Annotated in this window: 9 protein-coding genes and 2 pseudogenes; 4 read left to right on the forward strand and 7 right to left on the reverse strand. The window is 67.2% G+C overall.

Going from position 1 to position 16,122, the window contains the following annotated elements; translation table 11 throughout:
• Positions 1–28: 28 nt before the first annotated feature.
• Positions 29–2,212, reverse strand: a complete 2,184-nt coding sequence (locus tag LRS12_RS10885) for a methyl-accepting chemotaxis protein (protein ID WP_257844596.1) — start codon at positions 2,210–2,212, stop codon at positions 29–31.
• 194 nt (positions 2,213–2,406) lie between these two features.
• On the opposite strand from LRS12_RS10885, the gene cobT reads away from it, so the two are divergent.
• From cobT to LRS12_RS10905, 4 genes and pseudogenes are all read left to right on the forward strand, one after another.
• Complete coding sequence (cobT, locus tag LRS12_RS10890) at positions 2,407–4,239, forward strand: cobaltochelatase subunit CobT (RefSeq protein ID WP_257844597.1); 1,833 nt, start codon at positions 2,407–2,409, stop codon at positions 4,237–4,239.
• A 57-nt stretch (positions 4,240–4,296) separates the two neighbouring features.
• Positions 4,297–4,503 carry a ribbon-helix-helix domain-containing protein gene (locus LRS12_RS10895; RefSeq protein ID WP_374580802.1) on the forward strand — a complete coding sequence of 69 codons (207 nt, stop codon included), beginning with the start codon at positions 4,297–4,299 and terminating at the stop codon, positions 4,501–4,503.
• 79 nt (positions 4,504–4,582) lie between these two features.
• A complete protein-coding gene (locus tag LRS12_RS10900) occupies positions 4,583–6,901 on the forward strand; it encodes a TonB-dependent siderophore receptor (RefSeq protein ID WP_257844598.1) in 2,319 nt (772 codons plus the stop codon).
• Between the two features lie 83 nt (positions 6,902–6,984).
• Positions 6,985–7,669 (forward strand): annotated as a pseudogene (locus tag LRS12_RS10905) (Fe2+-dependent dioxygenase).
• Positions 7,670–7,976: 307 nt separating this feature from the next.
• On the opposite strand, the gene LRS12_RS19995 reads toward LRS12_RS10905, so the two are convergent.
• From LRS12_RS19995 to LRS12_RS10930, 6 genes and pseudogenes are all read right to left on the reverse strand, one after another.
• A complete protein-coding gene (locus LRS12_RS19995) occupies positions 7,977–8,489 on the reverse strand; it encodes an FAD:protein FMN transferase (RefSeq protein WP_308223039.1) in 513 nt (170 codons plus the stop codon).
• Complete coding sequence (locus LRS12_RS20000) at positions 8,380–8,853, reverse strand: FAD:protein FMN transferase (RefSeq protein ID WP_308223005.1); 474 nt, start codon at positions 8,851–8,853, stop codon at positions 8,380–8,382. The genes LRS12_RS19995 and LRS12_RS20000 overlap by 110 nt, the downstream gene beginning before the upstream one ends.
• Positions 8,854–8,951: 98 nt before the next feature.
• Entirely contained in the window at positions 8,952–9,782 is an 831-nt protein-coding gene (locus LRS12_RS10915) for a DUF4198 domain-containing protein (RefSeq protein ID WP_257844599.1), read from the reverse strand.
• Positions 9,783–9,799: 17 nt separating this feature from the next.
• Complete coding sequence (locus LRS12_RS10920) at positions 9,800–10,303, reverse strand: DUF2271 domain-containing protein (protein WP_257844600.1); 504 nt, start codon at positions 10,301–10,303, stop codon at positions 9,800–9,802.
• Between the two features lie 15 nt (positions 10,304–10,318).
• Complete coding sequence (locus tag LRS12_RS10925; protein WP_257844601.1) at positions 10,319–10,966, reverse strand: PepSY-associated TM helix domain-containing protein; 648 nt, start codon at positions 10,964–10,966, stop codon at positions 10,319–10,321.
• A 468-nt stretch (positions 10,967–11,434) separates the two neighbouring features.
• Positions 11,435–16,076: pseudogene (locus tag LRS12_RS10930) on the reverse strand (NAD-glutamate dehydrogenase domain-containing protein).
• Positions 16,077–16,122: the final 46 nt, after the last annotated feature.

Raw genomic sequence — 16,122 nt, forward strand, 5'->3', positions numbered from 1 at the left:
CCGGGATAACGGAGTGCGCGGTTTCACTTCACGCCGCCGCCGCGTAGCTCCGGCTTTGCGGCGTTCCGTCGATCTCGAACTGCGCAGCGCGGCCGGCGAGATCGGTGGCTTCGGTGCGCAGCTGTTGCGCCGCCGCCGAGGTTTCCTCGACCATTGCGGCATTCTGCTGCGTGGTGCTGTCCATCCCGCTGACCGCAATCACGATCTCCGAAATCGACATCGCCTGAACGCGGTTATTGTCGACCAGCGACCCGACCAGCGTATCCACCTGGGTGAAGATGTCGGCGATCTGGACCAGCGCCCCGTCGACATTGCCGACTGCGCCGACCGCATTGCCGACCTCTTCCTGGGTGACGGTCAGCTGGTCGCGGGCGCGCTTGGCCTCTTCCTCGGCGCGCATCGCGAGCGCGGAGACGAGGTCGGCGACCACCGCGAAACCACGGCCTGCTTCTCCGGCACGACCCGCCTCGACCGCCGCGTTCATCGCAAGGACGCGAGTCTGGAAGGCAATCTTGTCGAGCCCTTCGATCACATCGTCGATGCCCTTGGCGCATTCGGACACGCGGTGCATCGCGGCGACTGCGCCCGATGCGACATCGCGGCCACCGGCGACGCTGACATTGGCGCGCTTGGCGCAATTCAGCGTTTCGTCGGCGGAGGCGGCGCTGGCGCGCAGCCGCTGATCGATCTGCGACAGCGCGGCGGAGGTTTCCTCCAGGCTGGCCGCACTGCTTTCGCTGCGGCTCGCCAGGTCCTGCGCGGCGCGGGCGATCTCGGTCGATCCGGTCTGGATGCTCTCCGAACGCTCGACCACGGCGGCGATCAGGTCGCGCAACGTGGTCGCGGTGGCGTTGAAATCGGTCTTGAGCTGGGCATAGGCCGGCGGGAAATCGGCGTCGATCCGCGCCGTGAGCTTGCCTTCGCGCAGTGCCGAGAGGCCGGTGCCGATGGCGGCGGTGACGATCCGCTGCTCCTCGGCATTGCGCGCCTGTTCGCGCTCGCGCTCGGCGGCGGCGAGGCGGAAGACATCGGCGGCGCGGGCGAGCGTGCCGACCTCGTCGTTGCGCTCGGTCTCGCCGACCGGAACGTCCTCACCCTTGGCGAGGCGGTCGACCGTGTCGCTGAGCCGGCCGAGCGGCAGCCCGACGACGCGCTTCGATGCGACCCACAGTGCCGCAGCGGCACCGGCGATCAGCACGATCGCGATCACCACCAGCATCCAGGTCAGCGCATTGGCCGGGGCGGTGATCGCCGCCGCCGGGATATCGACCACGACCGCCCAGCGATCGTCGATCCCGTCGATCGCCACCGGCACCGCGAAGCGGGCCCAGTGGCTGCCATCGGCGTCGACATGGTCGAAGCTCTGCGCCTTGCCCGACTTGACGACCGCGTCGATCAGATCCTTTTCGGCCTCGTCATAGGACTTCATGCGCAGCTGCGCATTTTCATGCGCGATCCACTTGCCGTCCTGCGCGATCAGGCGCACCCGGCCCGATCCCAGCGGCTTTTCCTTCATCAGTCCGGCGGACAGGTCGTCTAGGCTGATGTCAAAGCCGGACACGCCGACCACCTGATCTCCGCGGCGCAGCGGGAAGGTGATGCTGAACATCGTCACATCCTTGCCGTCGACCGGATAGACATAGGGGATGCTGAGGCGGCCGGCGGCGCGCTTGAGGCCCTCGGCGTAATAGTCCTTCTGCCAATCCTCGGGCGGGCTCGCGGGCTGCATCGCGATCTTGCCCGCCTTGTCGCGGGTCACATAGGGCGCAAAGCCCCCCGCAACGTTCCAGCCGGGCTGTCCCGCCAGATCGGGCCGGTGATATTCCGGCTCGAGGATCGACCAGGCGCCCAGTACGGTCGGCGCGGCGGCAAGGAAGCCGCGCAGCTGCGGGATCGTCCGCTCGGCCGCAAAGCCGGTCGCGGTCAGGTCGGTCGAGATCGACCGCGCCATTGCGTGCGAGGCACCGACAATGCCGTTCACATCGGTCGCGATGCCGCTGGCATAGCGCTCCGCCGTCGCCTGCGCCGTCTCGCTCGACCCGCGCCCGACCACCGACGAGGCCTGAAGCGTGACGATGGTGAAGCCGATCGTCAGCAGCACGCCGATCGCGGCGGCACAGAGCGTCACCAGCTTTCCGGCAACGGGAAGACGGTCGAAGCGGCCGCGCAGCTTCTGGGTCTGGGCGTGCAGCGTGGCGTTGGCGTTGGACAAGTCGGTCCTCCTTGCAGGCGCTTTGCGGGGCGATCGTTGCTGTCGCGAACTGACCCGGTTGATGGCTCAATCTATAGGTGGGGGACGGCACCGCGGGTCGCGTGGTCCGTAAAATTACCCACTTCCCGGACTTCGGCTTTGACGGGACGCGCTCCCCGCTTGTGTCGCGCGGCCGCTCCGCGCATGGAAATCGCATGGCCAGCGACACTCCCCTCGATCAGTTCAAGTCCGTCCTTGCCGGGACCGCGCGAGCGTTGAGCCACGAGGCCGAGCTTGAGCTTGCCTTTACCGCCGACGCGCCCGCGCAATCGGGGCGGCATCTCAAGGTGCCGATGCCCGGTCGCACCCTGCCGCCCGAACAGGTGGCGGAGGCGCGCGGTTTTGCCGACGGCTTTGCGTTGCGGCTGCGCCTGCACGACGCCGCGACCCATTTGAAGGCAGCCCCGAAGGAGCCAGTGGCGCGCGCCGTGTTCGATGCGGTCGAGACCGCGCGGGTCGAGGCGCTGGGATCGCGTGGCTATGCCGGGATCGCCGACAATCTCGACCATGCGCTCGAGATGAAGATGCGCTCGGACCCGATCAGCCGCGCGCGGACGCGGGACGAGGTGCCGCTGTCGACCGCAGTTCAGCTGCTTGTGCGCGAACGCCTGACCGGGCGGGAGTCTCCTGCCGCCGCCGCGCTCGGCCTGGCGCTGGTGCGCGACTGGATCGAGGACAAGGGTGGCGCGGATCTCGACGCGCTGGCGCTGGCGATCGACGATCAGGCGACCTTCGCGAAACTGGTCGGCAATCTGCTTGCCGATCTGGAGCTGACCGAGGGCGACCTCATCCCCGACGAGTCCGACGAGGGCGGCGGCGAGGACGAGGGCACCGACGACGTCGACGAGAGTGAGGCCGACGCCGGCGACGAACAGGGAGAGACCGGCGAGGGCGAGATCGACGCGCGCGGTGAGCAGCGCGAGGGCGAGACCGACGAGGGCGAGGAGAGCGAGCAGGAGCAGGGCGAGTTCGAGGACGGCGAGGGCGATCCCGGCGATGCCGGGGACGAGGGGATGATGCCCGTCCGCCCCAATCGCCCCTGGTCCGACATGCCGATGCAGTTCGACTATGGCGCGTACACCACGCAATATGACGAGGTGATCGCCGCCACCGACCTGTGTGACGATGAGGAGCTCGACCGGCTGCGCGCCTATCTCGACAATCAATTGTCGAACCTTCAGGGCGTGGTGACCAAGCTTGCCAACCGGCTCCAGCGGCGGTTGATGGCGCAACAGAACCGCAGCTGGGACTTCGATCAGGACGAAGGGCTGCTCGACGCCGCGCGCCTCGCACGGGTGATCGTCAACCCGATGCAGTCTTTGTCCTACAAGGTCGAGAAGGATACCGAGTTCAAGGACACGGTCGTCACCCTGCTGATCGACAATTCGGGGTCGATGCGCGGCCGCCCGATCAGCATCGCCGCGATCAGCGCCGATATCCTCGCGCGCACGCTGGAGCGGGTCGGGGTCAAGACCGAGATTCTCGGCTTCACGACCCGCGCATGGAAGGGCGGCCAGTCGCGCGAGAAATGGCTGGCCGAAGGGCGTCCGGCGCAACCGGGCCGCCTCAACGACGTGCGCCACATCGTCTACAAACAGGCCGACGAGCCGTGGCGGCGCGCGAAGAAATCGCTCGGCCTGATGATGCGCGAAGGGCTGCTCAAGGAGAATATCGACGGCGAGGCGCTGCTCTGGGCGCACAGCCGCCTGATCGCGCGGCCCGAGGATCGCAAGATCCTGATGGTGATCAGCGACGGCGCACCGGTCGACGATTCGACGCTGAGCGTGAACAGCGGTTCGTATCTCGAACGCCATCTGCGCCAGGTGATCGGGTGGATCGAAAGCCGCTCGCCGGTCGGGCTGGTCGCGATCGGTATCGGCCATGACGTGACCCGCTATTATGGGCGCGCCGTGACGATCATGGATGTCGACCAATTGGCCGGCACGATGATCGAGCAGCTTGCCGCCCTGTTCGACATCGATGCCTGACGGCCCGGGCGGCATCGTGCCGCCGCCGGGCGGGTTCCACCCCCGGTCAAGCGGTCGATGACGATTGCCGCGCATCCGACCTCGATCAGCCTTGAACCGATATTCTGGGACGCACTGGAGGCTGCGGCGCAGGCGCGCGATCTGCCGCTCAGCGCACTGGTCGCGCAGGTCGATTATCTGCGCATCCAGGCCGACGATCCGCCCAATCTTGCCAGTGCGTTACGCAGCTGGCTTCTGGCCGACGCGACAAATTTGCGACAATAATGAAAACGATTCGCATTAGTGTTGACAGTGCGAACGACTCGCAATAGCGGGACCCCAACGACAATCAGAAGGGGTTTCCATGTCTCGCAGCTCGTCCGACGCGCACCGCGCCGCGCCCGCTTTCCTCGCGCTGGCCGCCATCGGCTTCGTCGCATCGGCACCTGCAGCCTATGCCGGCGATCCCGCCGATCCGGCGGAGGAGCAGGATCGCGCTGACGTCGTCGTCACCGGCGAGAAGGTGCGCTCGGAACAGGCCAGCCCCAAGGTCACGCGCCCCGTCCGCGACACGCCGCAGACCGTCACCATCCTGACCAACAAGGTGATCGAGGAGCAGAATCTGCTCACCCTGCGCGACGTGCTGTCGACCGTGCCGGGCATCACCTTCGGCGCGGCTGAGGGCGGCATCGCGCCGAGCGACCAGATCACCCTGCGCGGCTATTCCGCATCGTCCGACATCACCACCGACGGCGTGCGCGACAGCGCGCCCTATTCGCGCAGCGACCCGTTCAACCTGGAACAGGTCGAGGTCACCAACGGCGCCAACTCGGTCTATAACGGGTCGGGTTCGGTCGGCGGGTCGATCAACATCGTGACCAAGCGCCCGCAGGCGGAAACGGCGATCGCGGTGCAGGGCGGGATCGGCACCGACGACTATTATCGCGGCACGATCGACGCCAATGTCCGCGTGAGCGAACTGATCGCCGTGCGCCTCAACGCGATGGTGCACCAGAACGACGTGCCCGGCCGCGACGTTGAAAATTACGAACGCTGGGGCGTCGCCCCGGCGGTGACGATCGGGATCGACGGCCCAACCAGCCTGACGCTGCAGTACCTGCATCAGGAAGAGACCAACATCCCGCAGTACGGCGTGCCCTATTACAAGAATGCCGTGTTCAACGGCGCACTGCCCGGCATCGATCGCAGCGACTATTTCGGCTATCGCAACATCGACACGCAGGAGATCACCGTCGATCAGGCGACGGCGACCTTCGCCCATGAATTCAGCGACAAATTGTCGATCCGCAACCTGACGCGGTGGCAGAAGGTGCAGCAGCTGACCATCGTTGGTCCGCCGCAGGGCAGCTTCTGCCTGCCCGGCAATGTGCAGGGCAACGGCACCGCCTGTCCCGCGACCGTCCCGGTCGGCTATTATCTGATCGGCGGTCCGCGCGGGAACCTGCGCGATACGACCAGCGAGCTGATGTACAATCAGGTCGATCTGTCGGCGCAGTTCGCGACCGGTGCGATCGAGCACAGCCTGGTCGTCGGCGCGTCGGCGGGGTGGGAGAAGTTCTTCCTCTCGACCGGCAACGTCTATCGCAACGCCAACGGCACCGTCGCCAACGCGACCTATCCGTTGATCAACTGGGCGAACCCCAATGAGGTGGTCCCCGGTCCGGCCGGCTTCAACTACGGGAGCAACGTCTATACCGGTCCGGTCAACTTCTTCGAGAGCGGTCGCCAGCGCGGCGAGGTGACCAACTATGCCGTCTACCTGTTCGACACGATGAAGCTCGGCAAGTTCGAGCTGAACGGCGGCATCCGCTACGAGCGCAACCAGGGCAATTACCAGACCGACACCGGCACCGCTGCGACGGTCACCACGCCGCAGGGCGCGATCGTCACCGGCCCGCGCTTCCGCAACACCGCCGATCTGTTCAGCTATCGCATCGGTCTGGTCTACAAGCCGGTCGAAGCGGTGACGCTCTACGCTGCATATGGCAACGCGCGGACCCCGTCGCAAAGCGCGGTCAATGGCGGCTGCACCGCGCTGACCTGCAACGTCGATCCGGAAAGCGCCAAGAACTACGAGATCGGCGCAAAGGCCGAGATCGGCCGCGCGCTGTTCAGCATGGCCGCGTTCCGCAACGAGCGCGACAAGTACAAGGTGCCGTCGAACGATCCGACGCTGCCCGATCAGGTGCTCGACGGCCATTCGCGCGTCGATGGCATCGCGGTCAGCGCAACCGGCAACATCACCCCGGCATGGTCGATCACAGCCAACTACACCTATCTCGAGCCGAAGCTGATCCGGTCGGTCGCGGTGGGCAGCCCGGACCCCGCAGCGGGCGCGGAGCTGCAGAATGTCCCCAACCATTCGGGCAGCCTCTACACCACCTACACGTTCCCGTTCGGGCTAAAGCTGGGCTATGGCGTCACCTATCAGGGCAGCTTTGCGCTGAACCTGCCGACGGCGACATCGGCGGTCGTCTATCGCTCGGACGATTATCTCGTCCACAATGCGTCGATCTCCTACGACATCACCAAGGATCTGAGCGTGCTGGTGAACGTCAAGAACATCACCAACGAGCTCTATTACACCCGCATCCGCAACAATGGCTGGGCCACGCCGGGTGACGCGCGCTCGGCGGTGCTGACCGTGGGCTACCGCTTCTAAAGGCTAAAGGGGGAGGAGCGGGTGACGGCAATCCCTGTCCCCCTGCTTTCATCCGCTCCGACCCCCCCTTTAGAAGGCACATCATGCTGATCGCGATTCCAGACCTGCTCGATCCCGCCACGCTCGCCGAGCTGCGCGCGACGATCGACGCGGCGGAGTGGATCGACGGCAACGCGACCTCCGGCCATCAGTCGGCGCTCGCCAAGCAGAATGAGCAGCTGCCCGAGGACAGCGCGGCAGCGAAGGCAGCGGGGAAGCTGGTGCTCGACGCGCTGGGGCGCTCGCCCTTGTTCTTCGCGGCGGCACTCCCGCTCAAGGTGTTCCCGCCCTTGTTCAACCGCTACGGCGTCGGCCAGACCTTTGGCGTGCATGTCGACAGCGCGATCCAGAATCCAGCGCGGCACCGATTTCCGCATCCGCAGCGACCTGTCGATGACCGTCTTCCTCGAAGACTCCGCAGCCTATGACGGCGGCGAACTGGTGATCGAGGACCAGTATGGCGTCCAGCGGGTCAAGCTCCCCGCCGGCCACGCGATCCTCTACCCCTCGTCCAGCCTGCACAAGGTCGAGCCGGTGACGCGCGGGACGCGGGTCGCATCCTTCTTCTGGCTCCAGTCGATGGTCCGCGACGATGGCGCGCGTCGCATCCTGTTCGACCTCGACCAGAGCGTCCAGCGCCTGACCGGGCAAGTGGGCGGCACGGACCGCAGCGTCATCGAACTGACTGGCGTCTACCACAACCTGCTGAGGCGCTGGGCGGACGCCTGACGAGCGACTATTTACAGGTGGGCCTCGATCGGTATCAATCGTTCGTGATGCAGGATCGACTCCGACTTCTATTCCGCATGTGCTCGGTTGCATTCTGGCTGGGCTTTGCAGTCGCGATGTTTCGACTCGCCCAAGGGTGGCATGTGCCAAACTGGCTCTGGTTATTGGTTCCTGTTTTCCTCGTGGCCGAGATTGCGGAACGAGTCCGAAGCAAGCCGGCCAATTAGGCGCGAAAAGCCAGCAAGTATTCTTCATCGGCGGCGGGCGGACGCGTAATGTTGCATGCGCTCCTGCCTCCGCAGGAGCGCTAGTCCAACATCGCCCGCAGCCCGCTCGACAACCACTCCCCGTTACCGCGTACCACCAGCTGCGCCGCCAGCCCCTCGCGCTCGGCCAGCGCCTTCGCCGCTTCCGGCTCCAGCACGGTCAGCGCGCTCGCCCAAGCGTCGGCGTGACAGCAATCGGCGTGGATCACCGTGACGCTCGCGGTACCGTGCGCGATCGGGCGGCCGGTGCGCGGGTCGATGCTGTGGCTGCCCTGTGCCGAGGCGCGGCGATAGTCGCCCGAGGTGGCGACCGCGATGCCGTGCAGAGCGATCCTCAGCGGGGCGAGCGCCATGCCCGGCGGCGGCTCGACATCCACCCACCAGGGCTGGCCATCCGGCTGAATGCCGACACCGACCAGCTCGCCGCCGATCTCGACGAGGAAATCAGCGCAGCCAAGGGCGCGCAACCGCGTCGCGACCGCGTCGACGGCATGGCCCTTGGCGATCCCCGACAGGTCGAGCCGCGCGGGGCGGACGCGGCGCAGGCGGAGCAGGGGGGGCGTCGAGCTCGATCGCGCCCGGCCCGGCCGCGCTGCGGGCGGCATCGATCGCGGCATCGCTCGGGGCATCCTCGCGCGGTCCCGGCGGACCAAAGCCCCACAGGTCGACCAGCGCTCCGATTGCCGGATCGAACGCCCCATCCGACCGCGCCGCGATATCAAGCGCAACACCCATGACGTGAATGAATTCCGGCGCGATGCCGTGCCACCCGCCCGGCGCAGCGGCGTTGATCTGGCTGAGCTGCGAGCAGCGCTCCCAATGGCTCATCTGCGCGAGGATATGGGTGAGCACGCCCTGGATCGCGGTCTGCACCCCCGGTGGCGGCGCGACGATCGTTGCCGACCAGCGCGTCCCCATCGTCTCCCCGCCAAAGCGCGCGACAGCGGCGTCGGCCCGCCGCCGGTGAAAGGCGGCGGGCGACAGCGTCGGGGGAATGGCGATACGCGGTTCGGGCGTCAGGGCGCCATCACCTCGACCGTCGTCACATAGCTCGCCCGGCGGCCACCCGGCGCGGGCGCGCCGCCCTCTTCGCCGCCCGCGCGCGGGGTGGTGACGTTGATCCAGGTCATGCCCGGATCGCTCCACTTGATCGTGACCTTGCCATCCGCGCCGGTCGTCAGATCCTGCTGATGCAGCTGGTCGCGATAGCGGATGCCGCCGGGGATCACCGTGACCGCCAACCCTGCGGTCGGCTTGCCGTCGAGCAGGAACTGGAAGGTCGCGTCCTCACCCATCACCAGGTCGTTGGGGTGCGTCACCGGTACCAGCTCGATGCCCTTGCCGGTCGGCTTGAACACGGTGGTGGTCGGCTCGCCTGCGGTCACGAAAATCTCGTTGCGGTTGCTGTTGATGCTGGTGCGCACATCGGTCGCGCCCGCCGGGATCACGCTCGCCAGCTTGTCGGCGGTGGTGCCGCGCGGGAGGCGAACCTCTTCCCCGTTCAGCTTGTAAGATCCCATCACGCCCTCGCTGGCGTAGAAGATCTTGTAGGTGCCGCGCTGCTGGATCTGGACGTCGAGCGTGGTGCGGTACCGGCCGGTCGCCTTGTTCTTGACCTCACCCGCCGTGCCGTCGGGCAACATCACCGCAATGTCGGCGCGCAGCGGCTGATGCTCGAAATAGAAGAGGTCGTTCGACACGGCGGCATCGACCGTGACCCACACGTCCGCGCCTTCGCCCGACACGACGGTCATCGACGGCATCATCCACTGGCGGTGCGCCTGGACGCTGGCGGGAAGTGCGACCGCAGCGACTGCGGTGGCGATCAGGATAGTGCGCAACTTCATGTGATGATCCCCTTGGTTCAGCGCTTGACGGTGAGCGTGACCGCTCCGAGTTCGGATGTGCCGGCGGCGCGGGCGGTGCCGCCCTTGGGCAGCGAGAAGGGGATGCGGACCAGTTCGCGCCCGCCCACTTCGCGCGCGGCCTCGACCACCAGCGTGTAGTTGCCCGGCGTCAGCTTGGGTTTGAAGCTCACCTTGTGCGTCCCGGGTGCCTTGGTCGCGCCGGTCACGCCGGCGGCGGGGAAGCGCATCGTGCGGCCCGACGCGCGCCACCATTGGCGCACGTCACGCAGCCACTTGGTGCCCTCATTGTTCTTCAGGTCGACATCGTACCACACCGACAGCGTCTGGGCCGGGCCGCCCTCCTTCTCGATCCACATGGCGACATAGGGCCGGTGATATTCGGCGACCGTCAGCCTTGGAATCGTGACCGAGACATCGAGCGTCTGCGCGGCGGCCATCCCCGGCGCGAACAGGCCAGCGCCCAGCGCGGTGGCGGTCAATCCGGTTACGCGAAACTGCATTTCGGGCGGCTCCCTTTAGATATGGATGAAGAAGATCGCGAGGAACGCGGGGATGACGAGGCCCGCGCCGACCAACGGCCAGGTGCTCGGGCGGTTCTTCGAATGCATCTGCAACAGCACCAGGCCGGTGAGCGAAAACACGATGCAGGCGAGCACGAAGATGTCGATGAACCACTTCCACACCGTGCCGCTGTTGCGGCCCTTGTGCAGGTCGTTGAGCCACGCGATCCAGCCGCGATTGGTGGCTTCGGTGGTCACCGCGCCGCTCGCCCGGTCGATCGCGACCCAGCCATCGCCGCCGGGGCGGGGAAGCGCGAGGTAGATCTCGTCCGCCGACCATTCGGCCTCGCCGCGCGCGTGGCGGATGTCCAGATTGCCCTCGACCCACTCGGCGACCGGGGCGGGCAGCGGCTTCTTCGCATCGGGCGCGTCGTCGGGCCTGATCGCGGGCAGCAGCTGCGCGGGCAACTGGCCCTTGCGCTCAATCGTCTGCGGCGATCCCTCGATCTCGGCGGCGTGGTTGAGCGTGAACCCGGTCACCGCGAACAGCAGCAACCCGACCAGGCTGATCGCCGAACTGATCCAGTGCCAGGTGTGCAGCTGCTTCAGCCAGAAAGCCTTGCGGCTGCGCTTGGCACGCGCGGTCGTGGTGGTTCCGTGCATCGGGGTGGGGACAGCCTAATTGCGATTCGTTCGCAGCACTAGCGCGAGTGATTCGCAATTACAATCTGGCGCGTGCGTCGGACTAATCTAACCCTCCCCCGCCAGGGGAGGTGGCACGCGCAGCGTGATGGAGGGGAGGAAGCACGACGGCCGAGGCCGCTGCGTTCTCATGACCGAACAGCTTTGCGACATTCCCGAGGGGATTCGTCGCATGCGTGCGTAGCCCCATGGCGCGCTTTCACGCGACATGTTCGCATGACGTGGTTCGGCTACCGCGCTTCATCGGCCCGATGACGACCGGTTTCGGCGCGGCCAGCGGGTCTTCCGCAGCCCAAAACCCTCGGAAACCCACGCCTCTCCGGGGGTGGGCTTTCCTACAATAACCTATTTGGTTGCAATGGCAGGACCGGATATCAGAAGGGAGGAGGCAAGTTCACACATTTCGCATGATCTCGCCCGCCTCCGTTTTCACCGCCCCAGCAGCACCCGTGCCTGCCCGGCAATCTGCGCCAGCATCGCGGCGTTGGGCGCAGGGGCCTTCTTCGCCCGCTCGACCAGCGTCACGAACTGGCCGACCCGCGCGGCATGTTCCGCCAGCCAGGCATCGACCTCGGCCTTGGGATCCTTGCCGGTGCCGCGCGCGAGGAACTCCAGCCGCAATTGCTGGAAATCGCGCGCCAGGCCCGCGATCAGCAACCGCTCCCACGGATCGCCCGCGACGATGCGCGCGGCATTGGCCTGTGCCCAGTCGAGCCCCAGCGCCTGTCCCAGATGCGTGAAGGCATGGGTCAGCTCGGTCTCGCCGATGCCGCGCCGCTGGCCCAGATCGGCAAGACCCACCGCGCCGTCCAGCTCAAAGATACGGACGATCTTTGCGACCAAGGCCGCCGGTGCGCCCGCCGCCTCCAGCTGCGCGGCGATGCGACCCGACTGCGCCAGCGCCTCTTCCTTGAGCAGCGTCTTGGCCTGGCGATCGAGGCTGTCGATGCCGGGCTTCAGGCGGTTGAGCATCGCGCTGATGTCTTCGCCCGGGCGGCACACGCGCAGCAGATCGGCGATCTGCGATCGGGTCGCGACCGCGATCTCGTCGAGCACCGCAAGGCGCGCGCCCTCGCTCATCGCCGCAGTCTCGATCTCTTCCCACAATGGCTGGAGGCCAAACAGCCGCTCGGTCACCACGAACATCATTGCGATGTCGCGCAGCGATGCGCCTTCCTCTTCGGCCAGCTCGAACGGGTGCAGCACGCCCAGCCGGTTGACGATGCGGTTGGCCAGCTTGGTCGCGACGATCTCGCCGCGCAGGCGATGCTCGCCGATCGCCTTGCGGAAGGTTTCGCGCATTGCGGGCGGGAAGGCGGCGATCAGGTCGCTCTCCAGCGCCGGGTCGAGGCCCAGCCCGCCGCTTTCGATCGCGTCCTGCAACGCCAGCTTCGACGTCGCGAGCAGCACGGCAAGCTCCGGCCGGGTCAGTCCCGCGCCGTCCTGCGCCCGGCGCAGATATTCCTCATTGGTCGCCAGCCCCTCGACCGCGCGGTCGAGCCGACCCGCACCCTCGAGAATCTCGGTCAGCCGCACGAAGCTCGGCACCGCGACCGGGCCATCATTCTCGAGGAACGACAGCGCCAGCGTCTGCAGGCGATTATCCTCCAGCACCAGATGCGCGACATCGTCGGTCATCGACGCGAGCAGGGTGTTGCGGTCGCCCATCTCCAGGCGACCCTCGATCACCTCGCGGTTGAGTGCGATCTTGATGTTGACCTCATTGTCCGAACAATCGACGCCCGCCGAATTGTCGATGAAATCGGTGTTGATCCGCCCGCCGCGCATCGAAAAGGCGATGCGCGCCGCCTGCGTCACGCCCAGATTGGCGCCCTCGCCGATCGCGCGCGCGCGCAGGTCCTCGGCATTGACGCGCAGGCGATCATTGGCGGGATCGCCGACCTCGATATGCGCCTCTGCGGCGGCCTTCACATAGGTGCCGATGCCGCCGAACCAGATCAGATCGACCGGCGCCTTGAGGATCGCGGAGATGAGCGCATTCGGCTCCATCTCCTCGGCCTCGATGCCCAGCGCCGCGCGGACTTCCGGCGTCAGCTTGATCACCTTTTTCAGACCGCGCGAACACGCCGCCGCCCGCCGAGATCAGCGATGGATCATAATCCGCCCAGCTCGATCGCGGCAGTGCGAACATCCGCTCACGCTCGGCCCAACTCGCCGCCGGATCGGGATCGGGGTCGAGGAAGATGTGGCGATGATCGAACGCCGCGACCAGCTTGATCGCCTTGGACAAGAGCATGCCGTTGCCGAACACGTCGCCCGACATGTCGCCGCAGCCCGCGACGCGGATGCTCTGCGTCTGGACGTCGGTGCCCATTTCCAGGAAGTGGCGCTGGACGCTGACCCACGCACCCTTGGCGGTGATGCCCATCGCCTTGTGGTCGTATCCGACCGAGCCACCGGACGCAAAGGCGTCGCCCAGCCAGAAACCGCGTTCGATCGCGATGGCATTGGCGACGTCGCTGAACGTCGCGGTGCCCTTGTCGGCGGCGACCACGAAATAGGGGTCTTCGCCGTCATGGATCACGACGCTGTCGGGGTGCACCACCGCGCCGCTGACGATATTGTCGGTGATCGACAGCAGCGATCGGATGAAGATGCGGTAGCTTTCCTTGCCCTCCTCGAACCACGCATCGCGGTCGATGCTGGGGCTGGGGAGCTGCTTGGGATAGAAGCCGCCCTTCGCGCCGGTCGGCACGATGACGGCGTTCTTGACGCGCTGCGCCTTCATCAGGCCGAGGATCTCGGTGCGGAAATCGTCGCGCCGGTCGGACCAGCGAAGGCCGCCGCGCGCGACCGGACCGGCGCGCAGATGGATGCCCTCGACGCGGGGCGAATAGACCCAGATCTCCCGCCACGGCAGCGGCGCGGGCAGATTCGGCACACGGCTGCTGTCCAGCTTGAACGCCAGCGCTTCGGCGGCGGCGGGAGCATAGGCGTTGGTGCGCAACGTCGCGCGGATGACACCGGAAATCGCGCGCAGGATACGGTCGTCGTCGATCGCGCTGACCGCGTCGAGGCCTGCGGCGATGGCGGCGTCGGCGGCGGCGATGGCGGCGGCGCTGTCCTTGGCGCGCGCCGGATCATGCGCGGCGGCAAAGCGGTCGACCAGGGCAGTTGCGACGGCCGGGGCGCGGCGCAGCGCCTCGACCACCGTGACCAGGCCGTAGCTGAGGCCGGTCTGGCGCAGATAACGGAACCAGGCGCGCAGCAGCACGACCGATGCCGGGGCCAGGCCGCCCTCGACGATCAGCCGGTTGAACGCATCATTCTCCGCGCGCGCCTCCAGCACGGCGGCAATCGCGCCCTCGACCGTCGCGGTCTCACCCTTGAGGCCGCCGCCGGGCAGCTCGACCTCGAAATCATGGATATAGGCGTCGGCATCGCCCGCCAGCGCGGTCGGCACTTCCTCGATCACGCGGAATCCGAAATTCTCGAATACCGGCACCGCGTCGGAGAGCGGAAGCGGCCCGCCCAGGCGATAAAGCTTGATCCGCAACTTGCCGTCATGGTCGTAGATGCGCACCGACCGGGCGTGGACGTCGCTCAACCCGGCGATCCGGACGATATCGCGCGCAGCCTCTTCGGGTATATTGCCGTTGCGGTAGCCGAACGGGAAGCAGGGGGCGTAGCGCAGCGCCAGCCGCGCCGCGCGAGACGGCGTTGCGCCATCCTCCCGCAGCGCATGCTCGACTGCGGGCAGCCAGCCGCGCACCATCCGCTCCAGTTCGACATCGAGCGCGGCGGCGTCGGGCATCCGCCCCTCGCCACGCAGGTCGAGCGTGTAGCGCAGCAGCGCCACCGGCCCGTCCTCCAGCGCGATCGACCAGCTGAGCAACGAGGCATTGGCGCGCTGTTCCAGCATCTCGCCAATCGCGACGCGACGTCCGGTCGAGACATCGTCGCGCGGCAGCCAGACAAAGGCGAACAGGTGGCGTCCGAGCTGGCTGCGGATCAGCACCAGCTTGGGGCGCGGGCGATCGGTCACCGACATGGCGGTGAGCGCGATTTCCTCCAGTGCAGCGCCGTGGAAGGCGGTGGTCAGATCGTGCGGCAGCCCGCTCAGTGCATGCGCCAGTGCCTTGCCGGTATGGCCGCGCGGGTCGAACCCGAACTTGCTCTCCAGGCTTGCAATGCGCGCCCGCAGCATCGGCACCTCATCCGGGGTCGAATGCAGCGCCGCGCTGGTCCACAGGCCGGCATGAATCGACAGCCCGGTTACTTCCGAGGCCCCGTCTTCCCCCTTCGCGCGCAGCGGCACCAGCACCAGATCGAGCGGCGCGCGTCGATGCACGGTCGAGATGAAGTTGGACTTGAGCAGCAGCGGCGGCTGTCCGCCCTGTTCGAACCATTCGACCGCCAGCTTGCGCGACGCCTCGGCGAGCAACGGCGTGTCGAGGTCCATGCGGCAAATGCCCGCCGCATCGGTGACGCTGCCATCGCGGTGCCAGTTTTCATGTCCGACCAAGGTCATGCTGCCGCCCTGGAACCACCGCAGCAGCGCGGCCCCTTCGGCATCAGCGATGCGGTTGGCGTCATCGCTCATCGCACGGCGCAGCTCGCTCCAGTCGGTGACTGCGGCGCGGACATGGCGCAGATTGCGCTCGAGATCGCGGACCAGCCCCGAGCGATCGCGCGCGTCGGCGCGTTCGAGTTCGAGATAGACCATCGATTCGCGCGATCCGACCCCGTCGCGACTGGCGCCGATCCCGACCAGCGTGCCGTCGCCCGCGCGCTCGACCGCGACGACCGGGTGAATGATCCGGCGGATCGCGATGTCATGTGCGGCGATCGTCGCGGCGATCGAATCGACCAGGAAGGGCATGTCGTCATTGACGACCGCCAACCGCATGGCGCGGCTATCGTCGCCAAGCCCGGTTTCGAGCGCCACCCCGGGCGTGCCCGGCGCGCGCGTCGCCGCGGCCTCCGCCACGAACCTTGCGGCCGCGGCGCGGGCGGTTTCGTCGAACCCCTCCAGCTCCCCCGGCAGGGCCCCATCGGTGAGGCGCGCATGCAGCGCCTCGGCGAGCGACTTGATCGGCGTCTTGCTCATGGAGCCGCGCTATGCGCCCGCAAAGGCTGCGGCTCAAGGCTTGCTG

Source organism: Sphingomonas sp. J344, from assembly GCF_024700005.1.
Lineage (GTDB): Bacteria > Pseudomonadota > Alphaproteobacteria > Sphingomonadales > Sphingomonadaceae > Sphingomonas.